The 18,119-nt window shown below is 45.9% G+C and carries 17 protein-coding genes; 10 read left to right on the top strand and 7 right to left on the bottom strand.

Annotated elements, in window-relative coordinates:
- Window positions 1-642 (bottom strand): glycosyltransferase family 9 protein (locus NC997_RS14610; protein ID WP_190527676.1); only part of this gene is annotated, 642 nt, incomplete at its 3' end.
- A gap of 95 nt (window positions 643-737) precedes the next feature.
- On the opposite strand from NC997_RS14610, the gene ispD reads away from it, so the two are divergent.
- Window positions 738-1,424, top strand: a complete 687-nt coding sequence (gene ispD / locus NC997_RS14605) for a 2-C-methyl-D-erythritol 4-phosphate cytidylyltransferase (protein ID WP_190435307.1) — start codon at window positions 738-740, stop codon at window positions 1,422-1,424.
- A gap of 2 nt (window positions 1,425-1,426) precedes the next feature.
- On the opposite strand, the gene NC997_RS14600 is transcribed toward ispD, so the two are convergent.
- Both NC997_RS14600 and NC997_RS14595 read right to left on the bottom strand, forming a co-directional pair.
- Complete coding sequence (locus NC997_RS14600; protein WP_348257800.1) at window positions 1,427-1,870, bottom strand: hypothetical protein; 444 nt, start codon at window positions 1,868-1,870, stop codon at window positions 1,427-1,429.
- A 314-nt stretch (window positions 1,871-2,184) separates the two neighbouring features.
- Window positions 2,185-2,979, bottom strand: coding sequence for a glycoside hydrolase family 16 protein (locus NC997_RS14595; protein ID WP_190410294.1), 795 nt, complete (start codon window positions 2,977-2,979; stop codon window positions 2,185-2,187).
- Between the two features lie 490 nt (window positions 2,980-3,469).
- Between NC997_RS14595 and NC997_RS14590 the strand changes: the two genes are divergently transcribed.
- Window positions 3,470-4,450 (top strand): glycosyltransferase, encoded by a 981-nt coding sequence (locus tag NC997_RS14590; protein WP_242031380.1) that lies wholly within the window; start codon window positions 3,470-3,472, stop codon window positions 4,448-4,450.
- Window positions 4,447-5,109: a deoxyribonuclease V gene (gene nfi, locus NC997_RS14585; RefSeq protein ID WP_190410292.1), complete on the top strand. Its 663-nt coding sequence runs from the start codon at window positions 4,447-4,449 to the stop codon at window positions 5,107-5,109. Before NC997_RS14590 ends, nfi begins: the two co-directional genes overlap by 4 nt.
- 98 nt (window positions 5,110-5,207) lie before the next feature.
- Here nfi and NC997_RS14580 read toward each other — a convergent pair whose 3' ends face one another.
- Window positions 5,208-5,828, bottom strand: coding sequence for a serine acetyltransferase (locus NC997_RS14580; protein WP_190527679.1), 621 nt, complete (start codon window positions 5,826-5,828; stop codon window positions 5,208-5,210).
- A 586-nt stretch (window positions 5,829-6,414) separates the two neighbouring features.
- Here NC997_RS14580 and NC997_RS14575 point away from each other — a divergent pair.
- The 4 genes from NC997_RS14575 to NC997_RS14560 all read left to right on the top strand — a co-directional run bounded on the left by NC997_RS14575 (window position 6,415) and on the right by NC997_RS14560 (window position 9,942).
- Window positions 6,415-6,966 (top strand): FHA domain-containing protein, encoded by a 552-nt coding sequence (locus NC997_RS14575; RefSeq protein WP_190527680.1) that lies wholly within the window; start codon window positions 6,415-6,417, stop codon window positions 6,964-6,966.
- Between the two features lie 6 nt (window positions 6,967-6,972).
- On the top strand, window positions 6,973-8,982 hold the full coding sequence (locus tag NC997_RS14570; RefSeq protein ID WP_199306191.1) for an FHA domain-containing protein: 2,010 nt from the start codon (window positions 6,973-6,975) through the stop codon (window positions 8,980-8,982).
- Between the two features lie 199 nt (window positions 8,983-9,181).
- Complete coding sequence (locus NC997_RS14565; protein ID WP_190410289.1) at window positions 9,182-9,490, top strand: hypothetical protein; 309 nt, start codon at window positions 9,182-9,184, stop codon at window positions 9,488-9,490.
- A 26-nt stretch (window positions 9,491-9,516) separates the two neighbouring features.
- A complete protein-coding gene (locus tag NC997_RS14560; RefSeq protein WP_190410288.1) occupies window positions 9,517-9,942 on the top strand; it encodes a hypothetical protein in 426 nt (141 codons plus the stop codon).
- Window positions 9,943-10,074: 132 nt separating this feature from the next.
- On the opposite strand, the gene NC997_RS14555 is transcribed toward NC997_RS14560, so the two are convergent.
- A complete protein-coding gene (locus NC997_RS14555; protein ID WP_190527681.1) occupies window positions 10,075-10,560 on the bottom strand; it encodes a hypothetical protein in 486 nt (161 codons plus the stop codon).
- A 65-nt stretch (window positions 10,561-10,625) separates the two neighbouring features.
- Between NC997_RS14555 and hetZ the strand changes: the two genes are divergently transcribed.
- The 3 genes from hetZ (at window position 10,626) to NC997_RS14540 (ending at window position 15,187) form a co-directional block, all read left to right on the top strand.
- Window positions 10,626-11,801 carry a heterocyst differentiation protein HetZ gene (gene hetZ / locus NC997_RS14550; RefSeq protein WP_347276113.1) on the top strand — a complete coding sequence of 392 codons (1,176 nt, stop codon included), beginning with the start codon at window positions 10,626-10,628 and terminating at the stop codon, window positions 11,799-11,801.
- Window positions 11,794-12,813 carry a hypothetical protein gene (locus tag NC997_RS14545; protein WP_190527683.1) on the top strand — a complete coding sequence of 340 codons (1,020 nt, stop codon included), beginning with the start codon at window positions 11,794-11,796 and terminating at the stop codon, window positions 12,811-12,813. Before hetZ ends, NC997_RS14545 begins: the two co-directional genes overlap by 8 nt.
- Before the next feature lie 73 nt (window positions 12,814-12,886).
- Window positions 12,887-15,187, top strand: a complete 2,301-nt coding sequence (locus NC997_RS14540; RefSeq protein ID WP_199306193.1) for a DUF3488 and DUF4129 domain-containing transglutaminase family protein — start codon at window positions 12,887-12,889, stop codon at window positions 15,185-15,187.
- Between the two features lie 262 nt (window positions 15,188-15,449).
- Here the strand turns inward: NC997_RS14540 and NC997_RS14535 are convergent, their stop codons facing one another.
- A complete protein-coding gene (locus NC997_RS14535; protein ID WP_190410284.1) occupies window positions 15,450-15,668 on the bottom strand; it encodes a hypothetical protein in 219 nt (72 codons plus the stop codon).
- A 763-nt stretch (window positions 15,669-16,431) separates the two neighbouring features.
- Complete coding sequence (locus NC997_RS14530) at window positions 16,432-17,895, bottom strand: hypothetical protein (protein ID WP_190410283.1); 1,464 nt, start codon at window positions 17,893-17,895, stop codon at window positions 16,432-16,434.
- Between the last annotated feature and the right edge of the window lie 224 nt (window positions 17,896-18,119).

Genomic DNA, 18,119 nt, shown 5'->3' with positions numbered 1-18,119 from the left:
AATCGGTAAATCAGGCTGTCGCTGTTGAGTTTCTTGAATAATCTGCTGCCATTTCTTGACCGGATAGATTTTATCAATCCCTTTCGCCTGAGCCAAGGCGCTAGAACCGCCATGAATCAGAATGTAGCCAGTTTGCTGAACACCCAGTTGTTTTTGTTCTTTTTCTGCCCACTCAATATCTGGTTTAGGTACATTGACCGCCAGCGGTGGACAAGGAGAATTTATTCCTAAACCTTGCAGCAAATCGTGATACATATCAGCGGCATACTGCTCGGTTTTTAGCGGAACTGGGTTGGTGAGAAACCAGTTTCCTGGCCCGTTATAGCTAATTCGAGTGGGAATGCCGGTCAGCCACAGCAGCAGCCCTACACTCCACCTGCGCCCCAGAGATAGGGCGATATCATACTCGCGATCGCGGATTATACCCAGTAAATTTCCCCAGTCTGCTGGTCCGGTACGGTCTTTGAAGTCATAGGTGAGGATTTCATTAACCGACTTGCAAACCCGGTAGGCACCCTTTGCCCTGGGTTCTACAATGACATCAATCTGAGCTTCCGGGTAATACCGCTTCAGGTCATCCAGGGTAGGGAAGAACAGAATTTGGTCGCCAATCCCGCCGGGGACAAGGGCAAGTATTCGCATTACTGTTGATTGAGGTTACTTATCAGCTTCATTTTAGGGGAAGATATACTTAGCGCAACAAGGATTAACAAAGCGGTCAGCAAAAGAGGAAGCGTGTGCATTTATTGATTCCAGCAGCAGGGATGGGGCGTCGGATGGGGAGCGAGCGAAATAAACTCCTTTTGACGTTGCTCGGTAAACCCTTGATTCACTGGACTCTCCAGGCGGTTGAAGCTTCCCGTCACATCAGTTGGATCGGTTTAATTGCTCATCCAGATGACTTTTCTGACTTCAAGGAGATTCTCGCTGACCTCTCCCTCACTAAGCCCGTGCAATTGATCGTTGGTGGGTCAACCCGTCAAGAGTCGGTCTACAACGGCTTGCAGGCGCTCCCATCCGCCCACCACGTCTTAATTCATGATGGCGCTCGGTGTCTGGCGACGCCCCAATTACTGGATCGGTGTGCTGAGGAACTGATGAATTGTCCCGGCTTAATTGCAGCGGTGCCGGTGAAAGATACGATTAAAGTCGTGGATGCGGCTGGGTTCATTGAAAGTACACCCGATCGACAGCATCTATGGGCGGCTCAAACGCCCCAAGGTTTTAAAGTTGATTTGTTGCAACAGTGTCATACGGAAGCCCGACGCCAAAATTGGGAAGTTACCGACGATGCGGCTTTATTTGAAAAGTGCAATTTGAAAGTCCGGATTGTCCAGGGAGAAGAGACGAATCTGAAGGTGACTACGCCGGTGGATTTGAGCGTAGCAGAGTTTATCCTGCGCGATCGCTTACCAACAGGATGATATTAATAACGGCGTGACTCTGGTGCGCGATCGCTGTGAGCGCTCTCTTGCGGATCGGAGTTCAATTGGCTGCTGGGTTCATATTTCTTTTGAACTTCTTCCAGCTGCTTAGTAATTTGATTAATTCTTTGCTTAACCGTCTGAAAGTCAATATTGCGCCAATGAATAATCGTATTTTTTACTTTTTTCTGTTCTCTGTCAGCCACAGCTTGCATTCGCCCCCCTTCACAAATTTTTTTTAACCGGTCTTGTAAATTAATGTAACTTGTGATACAGAACAGTCCACTCCGTCTTGCGGAGGAAGCCAAAGTAAATATCTCCGTATCTTGTACCATTTTTAAGTCGGCGGTTTCAACCACGTCTAAAACTCTGAAACCCTTGCACAATCGGAGGTCGGGTAGAACGTAAACGTAGGTGCGTTCGTGCCGTAAGGCTTTAGCTTTCAAGGAAGAGTAACAGGGTAAACTGCCCTAGTGCTGGGTAACGCGCAACTCAAGCGCCACGCACCCCGCGCCCGGAGGTGGCTCCCCAGCCTACACATCCGCGATTTGGATTAGTTTTTCACGAGAGCTTAAGATCGTTGTTGTTTCTTGTTTGCAATCGATGGACTTCTTAACCCCCCAATAAATTGGGGGGTTGGGGGAATCAATAATGTAGCGCCTCACAACCCAAATGGTATTCGTTTGCGTAGTCGCGACTTTAGTTGTCAGGCGTTTTTATTGAACCCAAAAAGTGAATTGGATTGACGAGAAAACATCTATTAAGCCTTTTTATAGATGCGGATATAGTCAACATCCAAGTAAGTCGGAAATGGGGTGGTGGTGAGAGGACATCCCGCAAAGCTGTTGCAGCTACCCACGAGATTGCCCACCGCCAGAACCATTGGAAAAGCATCAAACTTTTGCGTGGTGGTAAACTTTTGCACGCCATCGACGAGCCATGTCAAGCGTCCGGGTTCCCAAATTACAGTGTATTCATGAAAGTCGTCGGTGTAGTTAGTTTCGTACAGCTTGGAAACTTCTGACTTCTTTTTACCATCCAGCAAATAGTGCTGCGTAAAAATATTTTCGTTAGGGATGTTTCCCCTAAGTTCAGCAAAGTCGATTTCCGGAGGCCATTTAAAGTCCTGTCGCCACAGCGAAATGTAACCTTGGGTACCTTCTCCCTTTTGAAAACGCGCCCGAACTACCCAACGCCCGTAAGTTTGAGCCGTAAGTTGGGTAAACCCGCCTGCGGTATAAGGAAACGTGACTCCATCCTTAGTTATGGTTTCCTTGGCAATCTTGAGGCGCAAGAGTCCGTTTTGTACAATCAATGCTGAGTTTCCATTCCACCAGGAAACTGCTCCTGCTGTACTCGGTTTACCCCAGTATCGAACGTAATTCGCTTTATCGAGAGAAGTTGAGTTGAACTCATCGGCGAAGGTAAGAGTCCAACCCGGAATATTTGGAGCGCTTCCGGTCGTGGCAGTGATTGCAGAACCTGTTTGGCTCAGGCTCAATATTGGCACGAGCGGTAGCACAAACAGGAACAAAAACACAAGAATTCTTTTCATTTCGATCGTAACGAATTGTTCATGGCTGTTCCTTGCAGGGGATCAGCCTATTTACTCTTCTGACTTGTTGCGATCGCACCGGACACTATCAGGAACCGCCTGCTTGTCTGGGTAATGCTAACTGTCAAGGAATATATTGTTGTTTACGAGTAGTAACTAGATTTCACTCTCAGGAAGCTTCCGTAAATACTTGATAGAAATGTAGTAATATTTCAAAAAATTAAGTAGAAATACTTCGATTAATCGCTCAATAATTTGTTGATTGAAGCAGCCCCAGAGAGCAGATGGAGTATCTAGCTAAGAAAATCAGCAAGATAAAGATCCAAATTAAATTTCATAGCTGCTAAATTTCAGTGGAAATGACGTTCTTTTTAATAGCAACGCAGCCATGTTGATAATTAAACTCAACTCAGAAGCGGTTATACAGCACCCTGCTTTGGCGTTCGCAGGCTTGCTATGGTGATTTCAGGTAAATATGAATTCCCACCCTATGACACAGCCCTTTCTGCCCAGGGTTTCCGTAATTGTCCCTATCTACAATGGTGAGGGGGACTTGCCAGACTTAATCGACTGCTTGCGATCGCAAACTTACCCCGCTGAGTCTGTCGAATATTTGCTGGTCGATAATAATAGTAGCGATCGCACTGCCACCCTTCTCCAGTCAGCCGCCTCCTCAGCCGCCGCTGACGGCTTAACCATTCGCCCGATTGCGGAAAACCAAATCCAAAGCTCTTACGCGGCTCGAAACGCCGGAATTCGGGCATCAACGGCTGAAATTTTTGCCTTTACCGACGCCGATTGTCGTCCTCAACCGCACTGGTTGGCAGACCTGATTGAGCCGTTTGCCAATCCAACGATTGGCATCGTCGTCGGTGAAATTATGGCATTGCCAGGGAACACCCTGTTAGAACAGTACGCTGACCGAGAAAATGTTTTGTCTCAAAAGCATTCTTTAGCAAATCCGTTCTGTCCTTATGGTCAAACGGCTAACTTGGCAATTCGGCGGAAAGCTTTGGAACAGGTAGGTTTGTTTCGCCCTTATCTAACCACTGGCGGCGATGCTGACATCTGTTGGCGTATCCAACGCGAAAGTGACTGGCAATTGCATTTTGCGCCAACTGCTATTGTCCGCCACCGTCACCGCTCCACGTTCCAGGAACTTCAAAGTCAATTGCGTCGGTATGGTCGCTCAAATCGATACTTGCACGAACTGCATGGTGTCAAGCTGACAGCAAACTTGAGTGCAAAGGAATATCTATATCGATTCAGCCGGTGGTTGGTCAAGGAAGTGCCGGTGACAGGTGTGAAAGCGATCGCGGGGAAAGCCGCGCTTGTAGACTTGTTAAGGACCCCGATTAATTTGATCAATGTCCGCGCGAGAGCCGCAGGGCAAAATGAAGCTAGGCTTCCAGAAGCAGCCAAAGTAATTGAGTGGCTGGAAAAACCCCAGGATGTGGAAGTAAATCCATGAAAATCCACCAACGTCACGCATGGCCTGATACCGCTGAGGAAGCGATCGCTATTCAGCAACAACTGAGCAAAGAAGTGATTACTTCAGACCAGTTGGAATCGGTGCAGTATGTCGCCGGGGTCGATATGGGTTTTGAGGAGTCAGGTACCATTAGCAGAGCAGCCGTTGCTGTTCTGAGTTTTCCAGATTTACAGTTACAAGAGCAAGCGATCGCCTTCCGTCCCACTACGTTTCCCTACATTCCCGGATTCCTCTCCTTCCGAGAAATTCCAGCCGTGCTAGACGCCTTAGAAAAAGTCAGCATCACGCCTGACTTAATCCTCTGTGATGGTCAGGGGATCGCCCATCCCCGCCGATTTGGCATCGCCTCCCATCTCGGAGTTCTAATCGACCTTCCCACAATTGGCGTTGCCAAATCTTTGCTCGTTGGTAAGCATGATGAGTTGCCAGTTGAAAAAGGCGCATGGCAACCGTTGCGGTATCGCCGCGAAATCATTGGTGCAGTATTGCGGACGCGCACGGGTGTAAAACCCGTTTATGTTTCTAGCGGACATCGGGTAAGTCTAGAAACGGCGATTGATTATGTGATGCGTTGCACTACGAAATATCGCTTACCAGAGACAACTCGCATTGCTGATAAATTGGCGTCAAATCGATAATGCAAGCTTGAGAGGGATGCGATCGCCGTACAGATTGGTTGCCAAGGGCGATCGCTTCATAGAGCGTCTCAATATAAGCCTTGAATTCAATTCCTAACTTAAACCAATTCTTCTTTTACTTTGATGCCATTCTTCTTCACAATATAAGCGGGAACGCCGACGACCACACAGTTATCAGGAACATTTTTAACGACAACTGCGTTAGCTCCAACCGTAACATTGTTCCCTATCGTTACTCCGCCAATTACTTTAGCACCGGCAGTAATGCGGACATTATCCCCGATTTTTGGACGACTGGTTTTATCTCTATAACCAATTGTCACCTGTTGATTAATCCAGCAATTTTCGCCCATGTCTGCCATAATGATTGTGCTGAAGCCATGCTGGATAAACAGTCCAGGACCAAAATTAGAAGATGTATCTATGAAAAGGTAAGGACAAGATTTATAAAAATAACTGAATAAATACATAAATATCCTGGCGGATAAGTTCCCTTTAAATAATCGATGATAATACAAGTTCCTAAATTCTTTTTGACGATCCAGCAAAGAGAGTAAATTTCCCAAACGTGATTCACCTTTCCAGCCAAATACGTTCACCCAACGCTTTACATCTGCATCAATAATTCCTTTTTCACTGGTTAAAAAGAAAGGAATTAACAAAGGAGAAACCAAAATTATTCCTAGGTTATATAAAGCTTTTCTAAAAAAATCTTTCATGGTTGTTAGAGAGGAAATCTTAGTTAGCGTAAATCATAGCAAAGGTTTTTACGACATACCATAGTTTATTAAGAGGTGTTTCCAATCCGGGGATAATGCTGACTCCAACTAGAATGCAGTCATATTATCAACAATGCAACTACTTTTTTTAGGTTTAATCTAGGCGGTGAGGAGTCAGAAATCATCAACAGGGCAGGAGTTGCCGTTTTCAGTTTCCCAACCTTGCAACTAAAAGAGCAAGCGATCGCTAATTGGTATCAACGCCAGCTATAATTTTATATTTTGCTTCCGTTGACAAAATTATTAAACTGTGCAAGCGAGGTGGTTGGTGCCACCATGAATGCCCAAAGTTAAACAAATTATACGAGAACGACATCGGGAACATAGACAAAGTTTGCCCATAAGTAACGCCTTCTCCTGAAGTAAAGTTGAGCAAAGATAGCGGCTCATCGTCATTTCCCGTAGATTTTCGTTTTTTTAAACTTCCTACACAATTTCAGATTTTTCTTCCAGGTCATGTTAGAAATCAGGACATTAAGACTTGAAGCAGTTTATAGAAAGAAACAATATATAAAGGCTAAGCAATATGAATGAATTAACTTTAGAGTGGCAAGAAGCCGGTCGGGGACAAACCCAAACAATTCACGATCGACAAATCGCTAAACATCCCGGTACTATCCGGATCGGTCGTGACCCAGCTCGATGCGATATCGTTTTGACAGATCCCACGGTATCTGGGCTGCACGTCGAAATATTTTTTAACCCACAGCAGCAAAGCTTTTACTTGCGGAACCTGCGAGAAAGTAATCCGCCGCTAGTGGATGGTCACACCCTCATCCAAGGCGAAGTGCCTCTGAGTCAGGGTAGCACGATCTGTTTAGGACAGATAGAAATCCAGGTGACAAAGGTTTCCTTGGCAGTGGTGAGCGTTCCTCCGACGGTTTTGTTGTCACCGCTGTCACCCGCAGCAGGCAAACCCGCCCCCACCGCCCCTAACCCAGCGGCTGTAACCTATGGTTTGGAATGTTCCAGTTGCCATCGCGTCTCACCGTATAACTTAATGAATTTGGGGTGTCCGTGGTGTGGCACATCCCTAGCAGCAGCATTGAGCGTTTTAGTCACTCCTAGCAGCAACTAATCAACCATGAATCCAGCACCCATGCGCCTTCGCCTCAGCTGGGACGATCCAGGAACGGGAGAACGGAAAGAACCGACGCTGGCAGTTCCAATCGCACTGGGACGGGAATTTAATCAGATGCCAGGGGAAATGAAGGGGCATCGCGTCTCCCGATTAACCCTCAATAGTCTTGAGGTTTCCCGCTTCCACGCCCTGATTGATATGGACGCTGGCGGGTTGGTGGTTATTGACCAAAACAGCAGCAACGGCACCTTGATTAATGGACAACGTCAGACGCGCAGTGTTCTGGGGAATGGCGACTCGCTGCAAATTGGCCCTTATTACATCAGCGTTACCTTCGCTGCCAATCCACCTGCGTCGCCCCCCTCTGGCAATTCTCAGATTTTCTTTCACCCAGACACGGATCTCCCTGACCCCAGGATTAGTCATCCGGCACCCCTGCCTCCGCTTGCTTCCCCCGCGCAACCAGGGGGAACGGCAGCGTTTCCTCCACCGGCTTTTCAGGCGCAGCAAGTCGTCGTACAAGACCTCCATGCCACCGGGTTGCGAGTCGATGAAGTGGACTATGCCGCCGTTGGGGGCGGTTTGGGCAGCTTTGTCTGGGTAGATTTATTAAGAATTTACGGGGTGAAAAGCAGCCAGATTGCAGCTTTGGGAATGGAACCCCAACCGTATGCCCGTTACAAGCGGTTGTGCATGAATTCGCAAATACCTCTGCACGAACGCTTGCGGTCAAATTCAGATTCTTGTCCCGATAATATTTGGGGTTGGCCTAGTTATGCCCTGCGGGAAGCTGGGCATGATTTGCTCAAGGGAAGCATAGGAACAGCATTCGGGTATTTGTGGCAGGTATTTGCCGAACCGGCTTTTGCCCAAACTTATACCCCTCGCGCCGGTAATGTCTTTGACGCCCTTGATAGGGAAGCAAAACGGATTGGTTGGGAACAGATATTTCGCTACGCCAGCGTCCGTTCGATTCGGAAAACTGAGGATGGACGATATGCGATCGCTTATTCTCGCACCAGTGCCAACCAGCGCGACCATGCGTTCTTAATCGCCCGCAATGTCCAACTCGCTACCGGCTACCCGGCGATTCAGTTTCTCCCGGATTTGCAAGCTTACCGGGAAAAAACCAATGATTTTAAGTCCGTCGTTAATGCCTACGAAGAACATAACCACGTCTACGAGCATTTAGAGAAATTTGGCGGTACTGTGATGATTCGGGGACGGGGGATTGTCGCTTCGCGGATCGTACAGCGAATTTATGAAGCCAGGGCAAAAAACCCCAATATCTCGCTGCTACACTTGATGCGATCGCCCAAACCCCAAGGTAACAAATTTGGGCGATCGCAACGGTCTGTTGAAAATCACTACGAATTTCAACCCTTTAACTGGCCTAAAGCTACTTGGGGTGGTGAATTGCGGATAATGCTTGAAAAAGCAGCACCCGAACAGCGAAAGCGCCTACTCGCAGATTGGGGCGGCACCACCACAGCTGACCGTCAGGATTGGCGACGTATGGTTGAAGAAGGCATCCGTCAAGGCTGGTATCAAATTACCTTTGGGGAAGTGGAACGAGTCGAACGCAACCCTCACTCGTCAGGAATTGAGCGCACCGTTACCTATATTCAAGAAAAGGGATTAAAAGGACAAATTCGCCTCGAAGCTGACTTTATCATTGACGCCACCGGACTCGATGCCAAAGTCAAAGCGAATCCTCTCCTGAACGACCTTGTCACCCATTACAAACTCCCCCTCCATGAAAATGGGCGGATAGCTGTTGCCAACAATTTTGAACTTGTCGAAATGCGATCGCCGCAGGGTCGGATGTATGCTGCTGGTGCCATGACCCTCGGTGGGCCTTACGCCGCTGTTGATAGCTTCTTAGGGTTGCAATATGCAGCACTTTGTGCAGTTGATAGTCTGTCGGCAGCTCGTGCCCCCGGAATCCATCGATTGAACTTTTTGAGTTCTTTTGGGCAATGGATAAAATGGGTCGCGAACCAAGCACCGTAAATTTACTAAACTTGCTCTGGGCACTCAACGGATTGTCAGAGTAGATTTCAGCAATATTGCTGATTCATCTAGAAGCGGGCAAGCAGAAAATATAGATAGATACTGAAAGAAAGTTGACTCCATCAATAACTGCTGTCATCGCCCTGAGCGAGCCAAAAATATGCGAGTCCATTGCACTTATCGGAATGGAGGCCATAAAGTGCGAAAACTCAAAATTTTTAACGAAGTTTTACCTGAAGTCAGGCTGTTCAAGTGTAAAGAAGCCGAGATGAGCAGCAGCTACCTTCTAGAAGATTTAACGATGAAGGAAATCGCTGACTACATGGGTTTTGGCTGTATTTCCGACCCCGAAGAAGCAAATGTCATGTCTGAAACGACAGGGTTGCCAATTGTTGGAAATTCTGTGTGGGTGAAATGCCCATCTAAGCTAGAAGTCGGAACAGTCTATGAAGGTCATTTACGCAAGAAAGAAACGTCCGGACTGCCCGAACTGAAGCTTGAAAACTGATGCGGTAAGTGGATTAAAAATTTACCATGACTCCGACACTCTTTGGTCGTTGGCAAACCCGATTATTTCTACTAGCAACAGTGGGCGCGTTGGTAACGTTGCCCTTTGCTTTGGGCGTTATTAGTCCCGGTGCCAACTTGCTTTTTTTCTGGATACTAGGGTATGTTGCGGTCTTTGGACTCGGCTGGGATCTCCTATATGACTATATCCAGAAATTCCGTTGGGATCGAGATTGGCCTGGAGCTTTACAGTTGCTTGCCGGTATTTGGGAAGCAGTATTTATCGGGTTGCTGGTGAAAATATTTAGCTTACCAGGTGTAGGACGGGATCTGCCGTTGCAATGGTTTGTGCTGCACTACAGTCTCGTGTGGCTGAGCGTCTATCTGGCGTCGCATACCATCATGCGAATTTTATTTCCGCGTTGGCGTTTCCACGGGGGTCAGTTAATCTGACGAACGTTGCAGCGGATCGAATCCGGTTTATTAAAAAATCTAAAAATTAGCAGGGTTTATTCGGCGTTACACGCTCAAAGAATCATAATGATTCGTAGGGCGGACAACACCACCCTACAAAAAGCCCATGACTCAAGCGATATCGGGGGGCAGATTTCTGGGATTAGAGTTGAAGGAAGGCCAGTGTTGTTGCCGGTGTTCTTTAATCCGGTTCAGCAAATTTTCCCGAAAAATTTCAGCCCCGGTGGTACGATTACCGGGAGTTTCAAAGAAAATCGTGCTATTAACAATATCTCTGCCAACCATTTCAAACAAAATGTGAGTTACAGGTTCGGGCAAGGCAATAATTTCCGGATCTGGCACGGAAGAGAAAAGGTTGGCGTCTTCTAAAGTTGAAAAGGCGTGTATCACATTTTTTTCGAGATTGACTTGAGCGCGATTGCTAAGGGTCGTCAACAGCCAACCATCTTCCTGACTTTGGAGAATGTAATACTCGGAATGTTGCAGCTCAGTCGCATAGTCTACGAGAACGGGTGCAATTTCCGTAATCCACTTAGGTGGGATGCGATAGAGGGACGCTTTGTCAATCAGAGCTTGAATTTGTTGGTCTAAGTTCATAAGGACTATATGGGGTCTTCTGCCGTTAACGTGTCGTAGTTGGGTATGCTAGGGTCTTGACAACAATCAGCCATTGTGGGGAAATCTACCAGAGAGTGGTGGATGCAATCTTTCAACTACTATTTAACGAACTCCGACAGTCATCCAAGGCGTCGGAGCAGAACTGTCGTGAGGTTGCGGCGCGCATCTCTAGCGAAGTCGCCCGGATTTGCACTGAGAGTAAGCGCATCCAGGACTCAGGAGACATCGAAACCTGGGCAACAACACTGGCTCGTCTTCGCCTGAAACAATGTCTTCATTATTACCAAATGGGGGCACACCGGGGACGAGTAGAATTACACAGCACCCTCAGTGCGATTATCTATCGCTACATTACACCGTCGCAGGTGCCTACGAGCTACCAGGCGCGGCTGACTCTGATAGAAGATTTCTTACAGGGATTTTATGCTGAGTCCTTAAATGCATTTCGACGAGAAAGCGGAATGGGTCCGGCGTATCGTCCTCATACTTTGTTAGAACTGGCAGAGTATATGGCTTTTGCTGAGCGCTACGGCAAGCGGCGCATTCCTTTGCCCGGTCATCGCACTCAGCAATTAATCATCCTGCGGGCGCAAACTTTTTCGCAACAACAACCCCCGGAAACTTCCGTAGATATGGAGCAAGCGGCAGAGGGATCTGCCACTGATTCCGACTCGGTTTGGAATGAAGCGACGGTGCAGCAGGTGCGGGAGGCGATGGTCGCTCACGAATCCGAACCCCTGGAAAAAAGCCTGCGCCAGACGGTGATTAAGGAGTTGCTGGCTTATCTGAAAGAGCGCCAGCAAACTGAATGCGCCGATTATTTTACTTTGCGTCTGAAAGATTTATCCGCCGGGGAAATTGAAGCAATTTTAGGTTTGACGCCGCGCCAAAGGGATTATTTGCAGCAACGCTTCAAATATCATTTGATTCGATTTGCTCTTTCCCAGCGCTGGGAACTGGTGCATCAGTGGTTGGAAGCAGATTTAGAACGGAATTTGGGTTTGACGCCGCAACAGTGGCAAACATTTCAGGGAATGCTGAGCCAAGAGCAGGCGGAATTACTACGATTAAAGCAACAGGGATTCCCAAATGCAGCGATCGCTCAAACTTTGGGTTGCACAGTCTCCCAGGTCGAGAAACGGTGGTTCAAGCTGCTAGAGATTGCCTGGGAAATTCGCAATCGTTCAGTATCCGGAGCAAGTGCATCTCAAGATGAATAGTGACCTAGACAACAATTCCGAAGCGATAGACAACCGCTTTCTGGCGAGGCTGCTAGAGGATTGCGATCCTTTAGCAGCGCCACCACCCCAAGAGTCGCCTGCTCCTACAGACGACTTGGTGGCGGCAGAGCTGGAATTGGATGCGTTAGACCCACTGGATTCAGAAGACTTGAGCGTAGTGACCGACCACTTCGGTGAAGCGACCCAAGGCTGTCAACCACTCAACTTGGGAGGAGAAATACCGACTGTGCAAAATCGTTTCCATGCGCTTTTGAAGCGCAAACTCCAAACAGAAATTGAACGTAATCCACCCCTGTTTCCCTGGGAGACGGAGATTCGTAATTATGAACCTGACTATTGTGACAGCGAAGTAAATAGCTGGGTTCCCCTATGGGCACCGCAGCTCTCTAACTTTAGTCTGCCAGTCACCTTACCCGAAACGGTTTTAACACAACTGCTAAACTCTTGCCAGGAGGCCATGCAGTCGCAGCTGCAACAGGGAGCAAAAATGGTGCGTGCCGCCAGTGCTTTATTTCCAGGGCAACCCCAAGCACTGAACCAGTTAGCAGGATTGGTGCTGCTCTATCCGACCCGTTCTCCTCAAGAGCAGCAACTGTTTACAAATCGTTATGAAGAGGCGACGGACAGCCAACAAATGGCGCTGTCCTTATTGGCCGCTAGAGAGATCATCAACGCGCTGACGCTGCCTGTATCGCCGGATCGGCAGCCGGTGGAGCGGCAGTGGCAGACGACAGTTGGACTGATGACTCTCAGAGCGGAATATCAGGTAGAGGGGCGGGTTCCCAGATGCCGAATTGAGACGCGCTTGCCTCGCGGCGGCAGGTTAACCTTACGAACCCCGCAAGGCTTGGCAACGGCACAGCGCACTTATCCTGGCTATCTGAGTGTAGAATCCTTTGATTTGGAACCCAACCAGACTTATCCTCTGGAAATTCAGTTTCAGGAACTGGATCGGCAACCGCTGATTTTTGCGATCGCGGTCGGCAATTAAATGGCTAATGGCTAATGGCTAACTGTGATAGAACAATTAGCAATGAGCAATTAGCGATTGACTAATCACCAGTATGCGGCGTCTACCAGTTTTTAATCAGTTTAGGCAGCGGCTAGCAGCAATGCCGATGCCCGAAACGGAAGAATCAATTCTGTTACGGGTGCTGGTGCAGGCGCTCGTAGTGGTAGGAATCATTGCGACGGATGTAGCAGCCGAGACGCAGATTAGCTTGTGGGCTGTGCCGCTCAGCATTGCCGGTGCGACGTGGAGTTGGTATCGACGACGCGATCGCAATGTGCCAGTGAAGTTCTTACTGGCGATTGGAATGTTGGTGGCACTGGCAGTTTTCTTGAGAAATCTGTTCGGTCAATTGAACGATACCCGGCTGGTGCTGGCAGAGTTGTTAATTCATCTGCAAGTGCTGCACAGCTTCGATCTACCTCGTCGCAAGGACTTGGGGTATTCGATGGTGATCGGGCTGATTTTGTTGGGTGTTGCTGGGACGGTGAGCCAGACGTTTGCTTTTGCACCCATATTGCTGTTGTTCTTAGGCATCGGGCTGCCGGTATTGGTGCTAGATTACCGTTCGCGGCTCGGTTTGGAACACTTAAAAATGAAAAATGAAAAATTAAAAAAGGGGAATTCCCCAATTTTTAATTGGAAATTTTTCAGTATAAATTTTTTAGCGATTGTAGGACTGGGGCTGACCATTTTTGCCCTGATGCCTCGGTTTCCTAGCTATCAGCTACAGACATTTCCCGTCAGTGCCCCCAGCAATCTCGCCCAAAAGGATTTTCCCGACAATAACCGTGGCATTGTTAACCCTGGTAAACAGGGCAAGGAAGGTTCTGGTGGTGGGTCAAACCAAGACACTGGCCCTGGCAAAGTAGATGATACCTTTTACTACGGCTTTAACAGCAAGATTAACCAGAACCTACGGGGAGGGATGAAGCCCAAGGTGTTAATGCGGGTACGCTCCCAGTCAGAGGGATTTTGGCGGGTGCTGGGGTTCGACCGCTACACGGGTCAAGGGTGGGAGATTTCCCGCGACAATCAAACGCAGACGGTAGAGCGTCCACCTTGGTCATACCGATTTTTTATCCCCAGACAGTTCATTACTGGGAAAACCAGGGAGGTGATTCAGACCTATACAGTGGTGTCTGAGATGGCGAATCTGCTGCCAGCCCTGGCGTTTCCCAAGGAACTCTACTACCCCACGCCGAGAGTGGCACTGGATACAGAAGGCAGCGTGCGATCGCCTGCACTGTTGCAGGAGGGACTCACCTACACGGTAGTTTCAGAAGTCCCTTACCGCGATCGCACTCGCTTGGGGCAGGCGTCAACAGACTATTCCAAACCCATCCGAAATTACTATCTGCAAGTTCCTCCGCAAATTGCTGACAAAGTGCGGCAGCTAACGGAAGAAATCTTAGCGAAGTCGAGAAAACCCATCACCTCGCCTTACGAAAAAGCCCTCTACTTGGCTCAATATCTCAAACAAAACTACACAATTCCACCAGATCCCCATAGCTTGCCATTTTTGGATGAAAACGAAGACTTAGTAGAAACGTTTCTTTTCAAGTACAAAGGCGGCTATCCAGACCACTTTTCCAGCGTCCTCACGATCATGCTGCGTTCGATTGGTATCCCAGCGCGACTGGTGGGGGGCTTTTCCCCTGGCGAGTTCAACCCTTTCACTGGCTTATACATCGTCCGCAACACCGATGCCTATATGATGACGGAGGTGTATTTTCCGAGTAACGGTTGGTTTGCTTTCGATCCGATTCCCACGCATCCACTCATTCCCCCTTCAATTGAAGAAGATCAAACTTTTAGCGTGTTGCGCCAATTCTGGAAGTGGGTTGCTGGTTGGTTGCCTTCGCCACTCACCAGTTGGCTGAATAACGTGTTCGGTGCGATCGCTACCTGGCTAATTGGGGGAATCATCTGGCTGTGGGCGCTATTATCCAGGGGGTGGGTGGGCTTGTTCGCCGGTCTCATCTTAGCGATTTGCCTGGGTTTCTTGGGCTGGCTAGCTTGGAATGGGGTGCGTGTATGGCTGTACCGTCGCTGGTTAGCGAAGCTGCCTCCGATGGAAAGTCTTTACCAGGAAATGTTGGCAAATTTACGCACTCAGGGATATGCCAAACATCCAGCCCAGACGCCCTCGGAGTACGCTTATCTGGCGTATAAACACCAGCCACCGGAATCTGCTAAGGCAATTGACGAGATTACCCAAGCTTATGTCAGTTGGCGCTATGGTAAACAGAATCCCAATGTGAATCAGTTGCGGCTGAGGCTGCGAGAGTTGAAAAAATCTCAGTTGAAGAAGCGTTGGCAGCAGCGCCAAGATTTAAAGCTGAAGGCTCAATAATATTTTTCGGGTTGAGATCGCGCTTTGGGTGTTGGGTGGAGAAATCGCGATGGCTTCGCCTCGGACTCTGTCCTACGCAACCCACTCAAAACAAAACCGAGGCTAAAAGCCTCGGTTAGTTACGGAGTTATCGATCGTCACTCATGCGGATGAAAGGACTTGAACCTTCACTTCTTGCGAAACTAGAACCTAAATCTAGCTGCAAAAAGCCTGAAACCCTTGATTTGCAAGGATAGTCAATAATAGTCAATCTAATATATAGTCATTTCATAGTCAAACGGGTCATTAAGCTAAAATCCGGAGGTGTTGGTGGACAAGCTCCGTCGTAAATCACAGCAGCTTTTCCTTGGCTACGTGCTGAATTGACAGCTTTTCGTGCTTCATTCCAATTGGGGTATGTACTATAAATCCATTCACCAGGTTTATCAGTAGCGATCGCTATTACAGTTTCCTGTAGCTTCCAGTCTTGCGCTTGATTCATTTTAATAAGTAAAACTACCTACCTCTTATTTGCGCCTCTAAAGCACTAAAACAACTTTTTCTTTCCCAGTGTACCTAATAAGCTTATATCGTGCCTTACAGACGATTCTAGAGGAAGTACAGATAGCTCTAACAGAACTATGGCTTATCTGTATCTATACTCCTGATCATCAGTTCTTGAGTGCTAATCATATATAAATCCAATAGCTCTATAACTACAAACACATAATTGCTGTATACACATAGCAGATGTAATTTTACAATTTCTGCTATAGAAAGACACATACAACTGATGTAAACAACAGAAATTCAAGCTTCTAACACAATATTATTGGGATTAAATACACACACAGTATCTACAATTAGCTTACAAAAGTAGAACATACTGTTATACATGAATATGTAATATATTAATGAATAATCACAATATGCCTATAAATTGTGTAATTATAGGGATACATTAACAATAAAAGAATCAGTAATATTATTTTCAAAGTTTTTATTAAACTATAATGATTTTTACTATTTCAATAATTGCTAGGAAATAAATAAGTTTGACTATAGTATTCTCATTGTTAAAACACTATTCACTAAGAGCCTTTAAAGCATACTCAATCTTTAGATTGTCTTTCTATATTTTAAATATTGACATACTGACATCGATTTAACTCCGTTAATTTTCAGTATGTACATTGAAAAATAGAGAGTTAATTAAAAGTAAAGTATCCCTCTAGATTGGTAGAATTTAGCTTTATTTGCGTGTTCTAGATGTCAGATGTGAAGTCTATAAAGATTGCTTTCTTCAACTCTGTATCAGCTAGACTACCCTCCAGATACTTAGATTGAGATCCAGAGTCTGTAATAAAGCCTCTAAGCACCTCTATTGCCTGTTCATCTTGCCCGAAGCAACTCTCTATAAGTTCTAAGCTTACGCCAGCTCGGTAGGCAATGATCAAAGCACCGTAGAAGTCCGATAAATTGAGCGGTTCGGCTTTTGGTAGTTGAAACTTTGGTCGTTGAAACTGAGTAAACAGGATAAAAGTTAACAGCGAATAAATCGGCGTATCCTCGTCGTTTACTGCCTGCGCTAGCCGTTTAAACGAATAGATTTTCTCCCTAGTTTCAGAATAAAACGATTGAGTAAACGTCAGCCAATCATTGACTATGTCCTCAATATGATTGACATCTTTAGGCTGTGGTTCTGAATAGAAAAAATGGGAATCTTCAAAGAACTGAATAGAGAAAGCTGTTTTTGGTCGCTGCTTTCCACCATATAACGCTTCTACTATAAAGCATAATTGTGGGCGGTCTTTGACTCTATTTTTAAATACAGTTTCAACCTTTGTGTTAAGTTGGTAAACTGTCGGACGTTTTTCGTGGGTGACGTGGGATAGAAAAAATACTGAGTTACCTGTAACCGTGAATGACTTGCGGAAAGGTTTAATCTTTTTTTTGTTATCATCAGTAACTTCTGCTATTCCTGTAGATTCTGGTACAACTTCAGTAACTTCTGCTATTCCTGTAGATTCTGGTACAACTCTTGATACTTTTCTTAGTATAGTGTGTGTAGTATCTTCTCTGATACCAAACGTTAATACAATAATTTCCAATAACTTGCTAATAACTTGAGATTTCAAAATATCTAAATTGTCACTGTTTATCCATTCTCTCAAGCTACTACTATTAGCTTCTTCTTTACACTTATAAATGCTGTAGTGAATCAATGCTGTGAGAAAATCAGAAGCGAATGTTTTATACAAAAAATTAATAACATTTTTTATTTTAGTAGATATTTTTTTAAAATTTTCTTCATTTTTACAATTATTCCTGCAATATTTTTCAATAGCTGCGATATTTGTAATGTTTTTGTTATTTAATAGTTTGACTTTTTTAACTTTATCAACTTGTTTTTCAAAATTGAGATTGCGCTTTTTTATAATATTCCAAAAAGCATCTTTAAATTTTTCTATACTTTGTCCTCTAAATATATTGTCGTTTCTTAAATAAGTTTGACATAGAGAGCTTTCTTCTCTTGGACAAGACTCTGGAAGATTAGGAAAATGTGCAAAATGTGCTGTAGCAGCATCTCTAAAATAAACAGGCAGATAACATTCTGGACAAATTAAGCCTAACTTTATATATTGTTCATATTCATCTTTCGTAATATCTTTTGCTTTAATAATATCTTCTTCAAAAGTTTCTCCCAAGATTGATATTGCCTTATCCATCGTTTATAATTCCCAAGTCTAGTACGTCTTTTAGCAGTATTCCCAAATTTAAAGTTACAGTTACTATTCGCTCTTGTGATTAATATCACAAATATTGATGATTGATATCATTTACTTTGTGTATATCGCCTTTTTATTTCTGGTTTATATAGAAATTGATGAAGCTTAAGTTTGTCAAACATATACATATACATAAACTTTAAAACTGAATTTAATCAGACAGG

Source organism: Trichocoleus sp. DQ-A2 (assembly GCF_039961915.1).
Lineage (GTDB): Bacteria > Cyanobacteriota > Cyanobacteriia > Cyanobacteriales > FACHB-T130 > FACHB-T130.
Note: the sequence above shows the minus strand (reverse complement) of the source record. Positions and strands in the feature narration are given on the sequence as shown.

Coding starts and splice junctions, on each gene's coding strand:
- NC997_RS14595 (WP_190410294.1), bottom strand. CDS start 2,979: ATGAAAAGAATTCTTGTGTTTTTGTTCCTGTTTGTGCTACCGCTCGTG.
- NC997_RS14590 (WP_242031380.1), top strand. CDS start 3,470: ATGACACAGCCCTTTCTGCCCAGGGTTTCCGTAATTGTCCCTATCTAC.
- nfi (WP_190410292.1), top strand. CDS start 4,447: ATGAAAATCCACCAACGTCACGCATGGCCTGATACCGCTGAGGAAGCG.
- NC997_RS14580 (WP_190527679.1), bottom strand. CDS start 5,828: ATGAAAGATTTTTTTAGAAAAGCTTTATATAACCTAGGAATAATTTTG.
- NC997_RS14575 (WP_190527680.1), top strand. CDS start 6,415: ATGAATGAATTAACTTTAGAGTGGCAAGAAGCCGGTCGGGGACAAACC.
- NC997_RS14570 (WP_199306191.1), top strand. CDS start 6,973: ATGAATCCAGCACCCATGCGCCTTCGCCTCAGCTGGGACGATCCAGGA.
- NC997_RS14560 (WP_190410288.1), top strand. CDS start 9,517: ATGACTCCGACACTCTTTGGTCGTTGGCAAACCCGATTATTTCTACTA.
- NC997_RS14555 (WP_190527681.1), bottom strand. CDS start 10,560: ATGAACTTAGACCAACAAATTCAAGCTCTGATTGACAAAGCGTCCCTC.
- NC997_RS14545 (WP_190527683.1), top strand. CDS start 11,794: ATGAATAGTGACCTAGACAACAATTCCGAAGCGATAGACAACCGCTTT.
- NC997_RS14540 (WP_199306193.1), top strand. CDS start 12,887: ATGCGGCGTCTACCAGTTTTTAATCAGTTTAGGCAGCGGCTAGCAGCA.
- NC997_RS14535 (WP_190410284.1), bottom strand. CDS start 15,668: ATGAATCAAGCGCAAGACTGGAAGCTACAGGAAACTGTAATAGCGATC.
- NC997_RS14530 (WP_190410283.1), bottom strand. CDS start 17,895: ATGGATAAGGCAATATCAATCTTGGGAGAAACTTTTGAAGAAGATATT.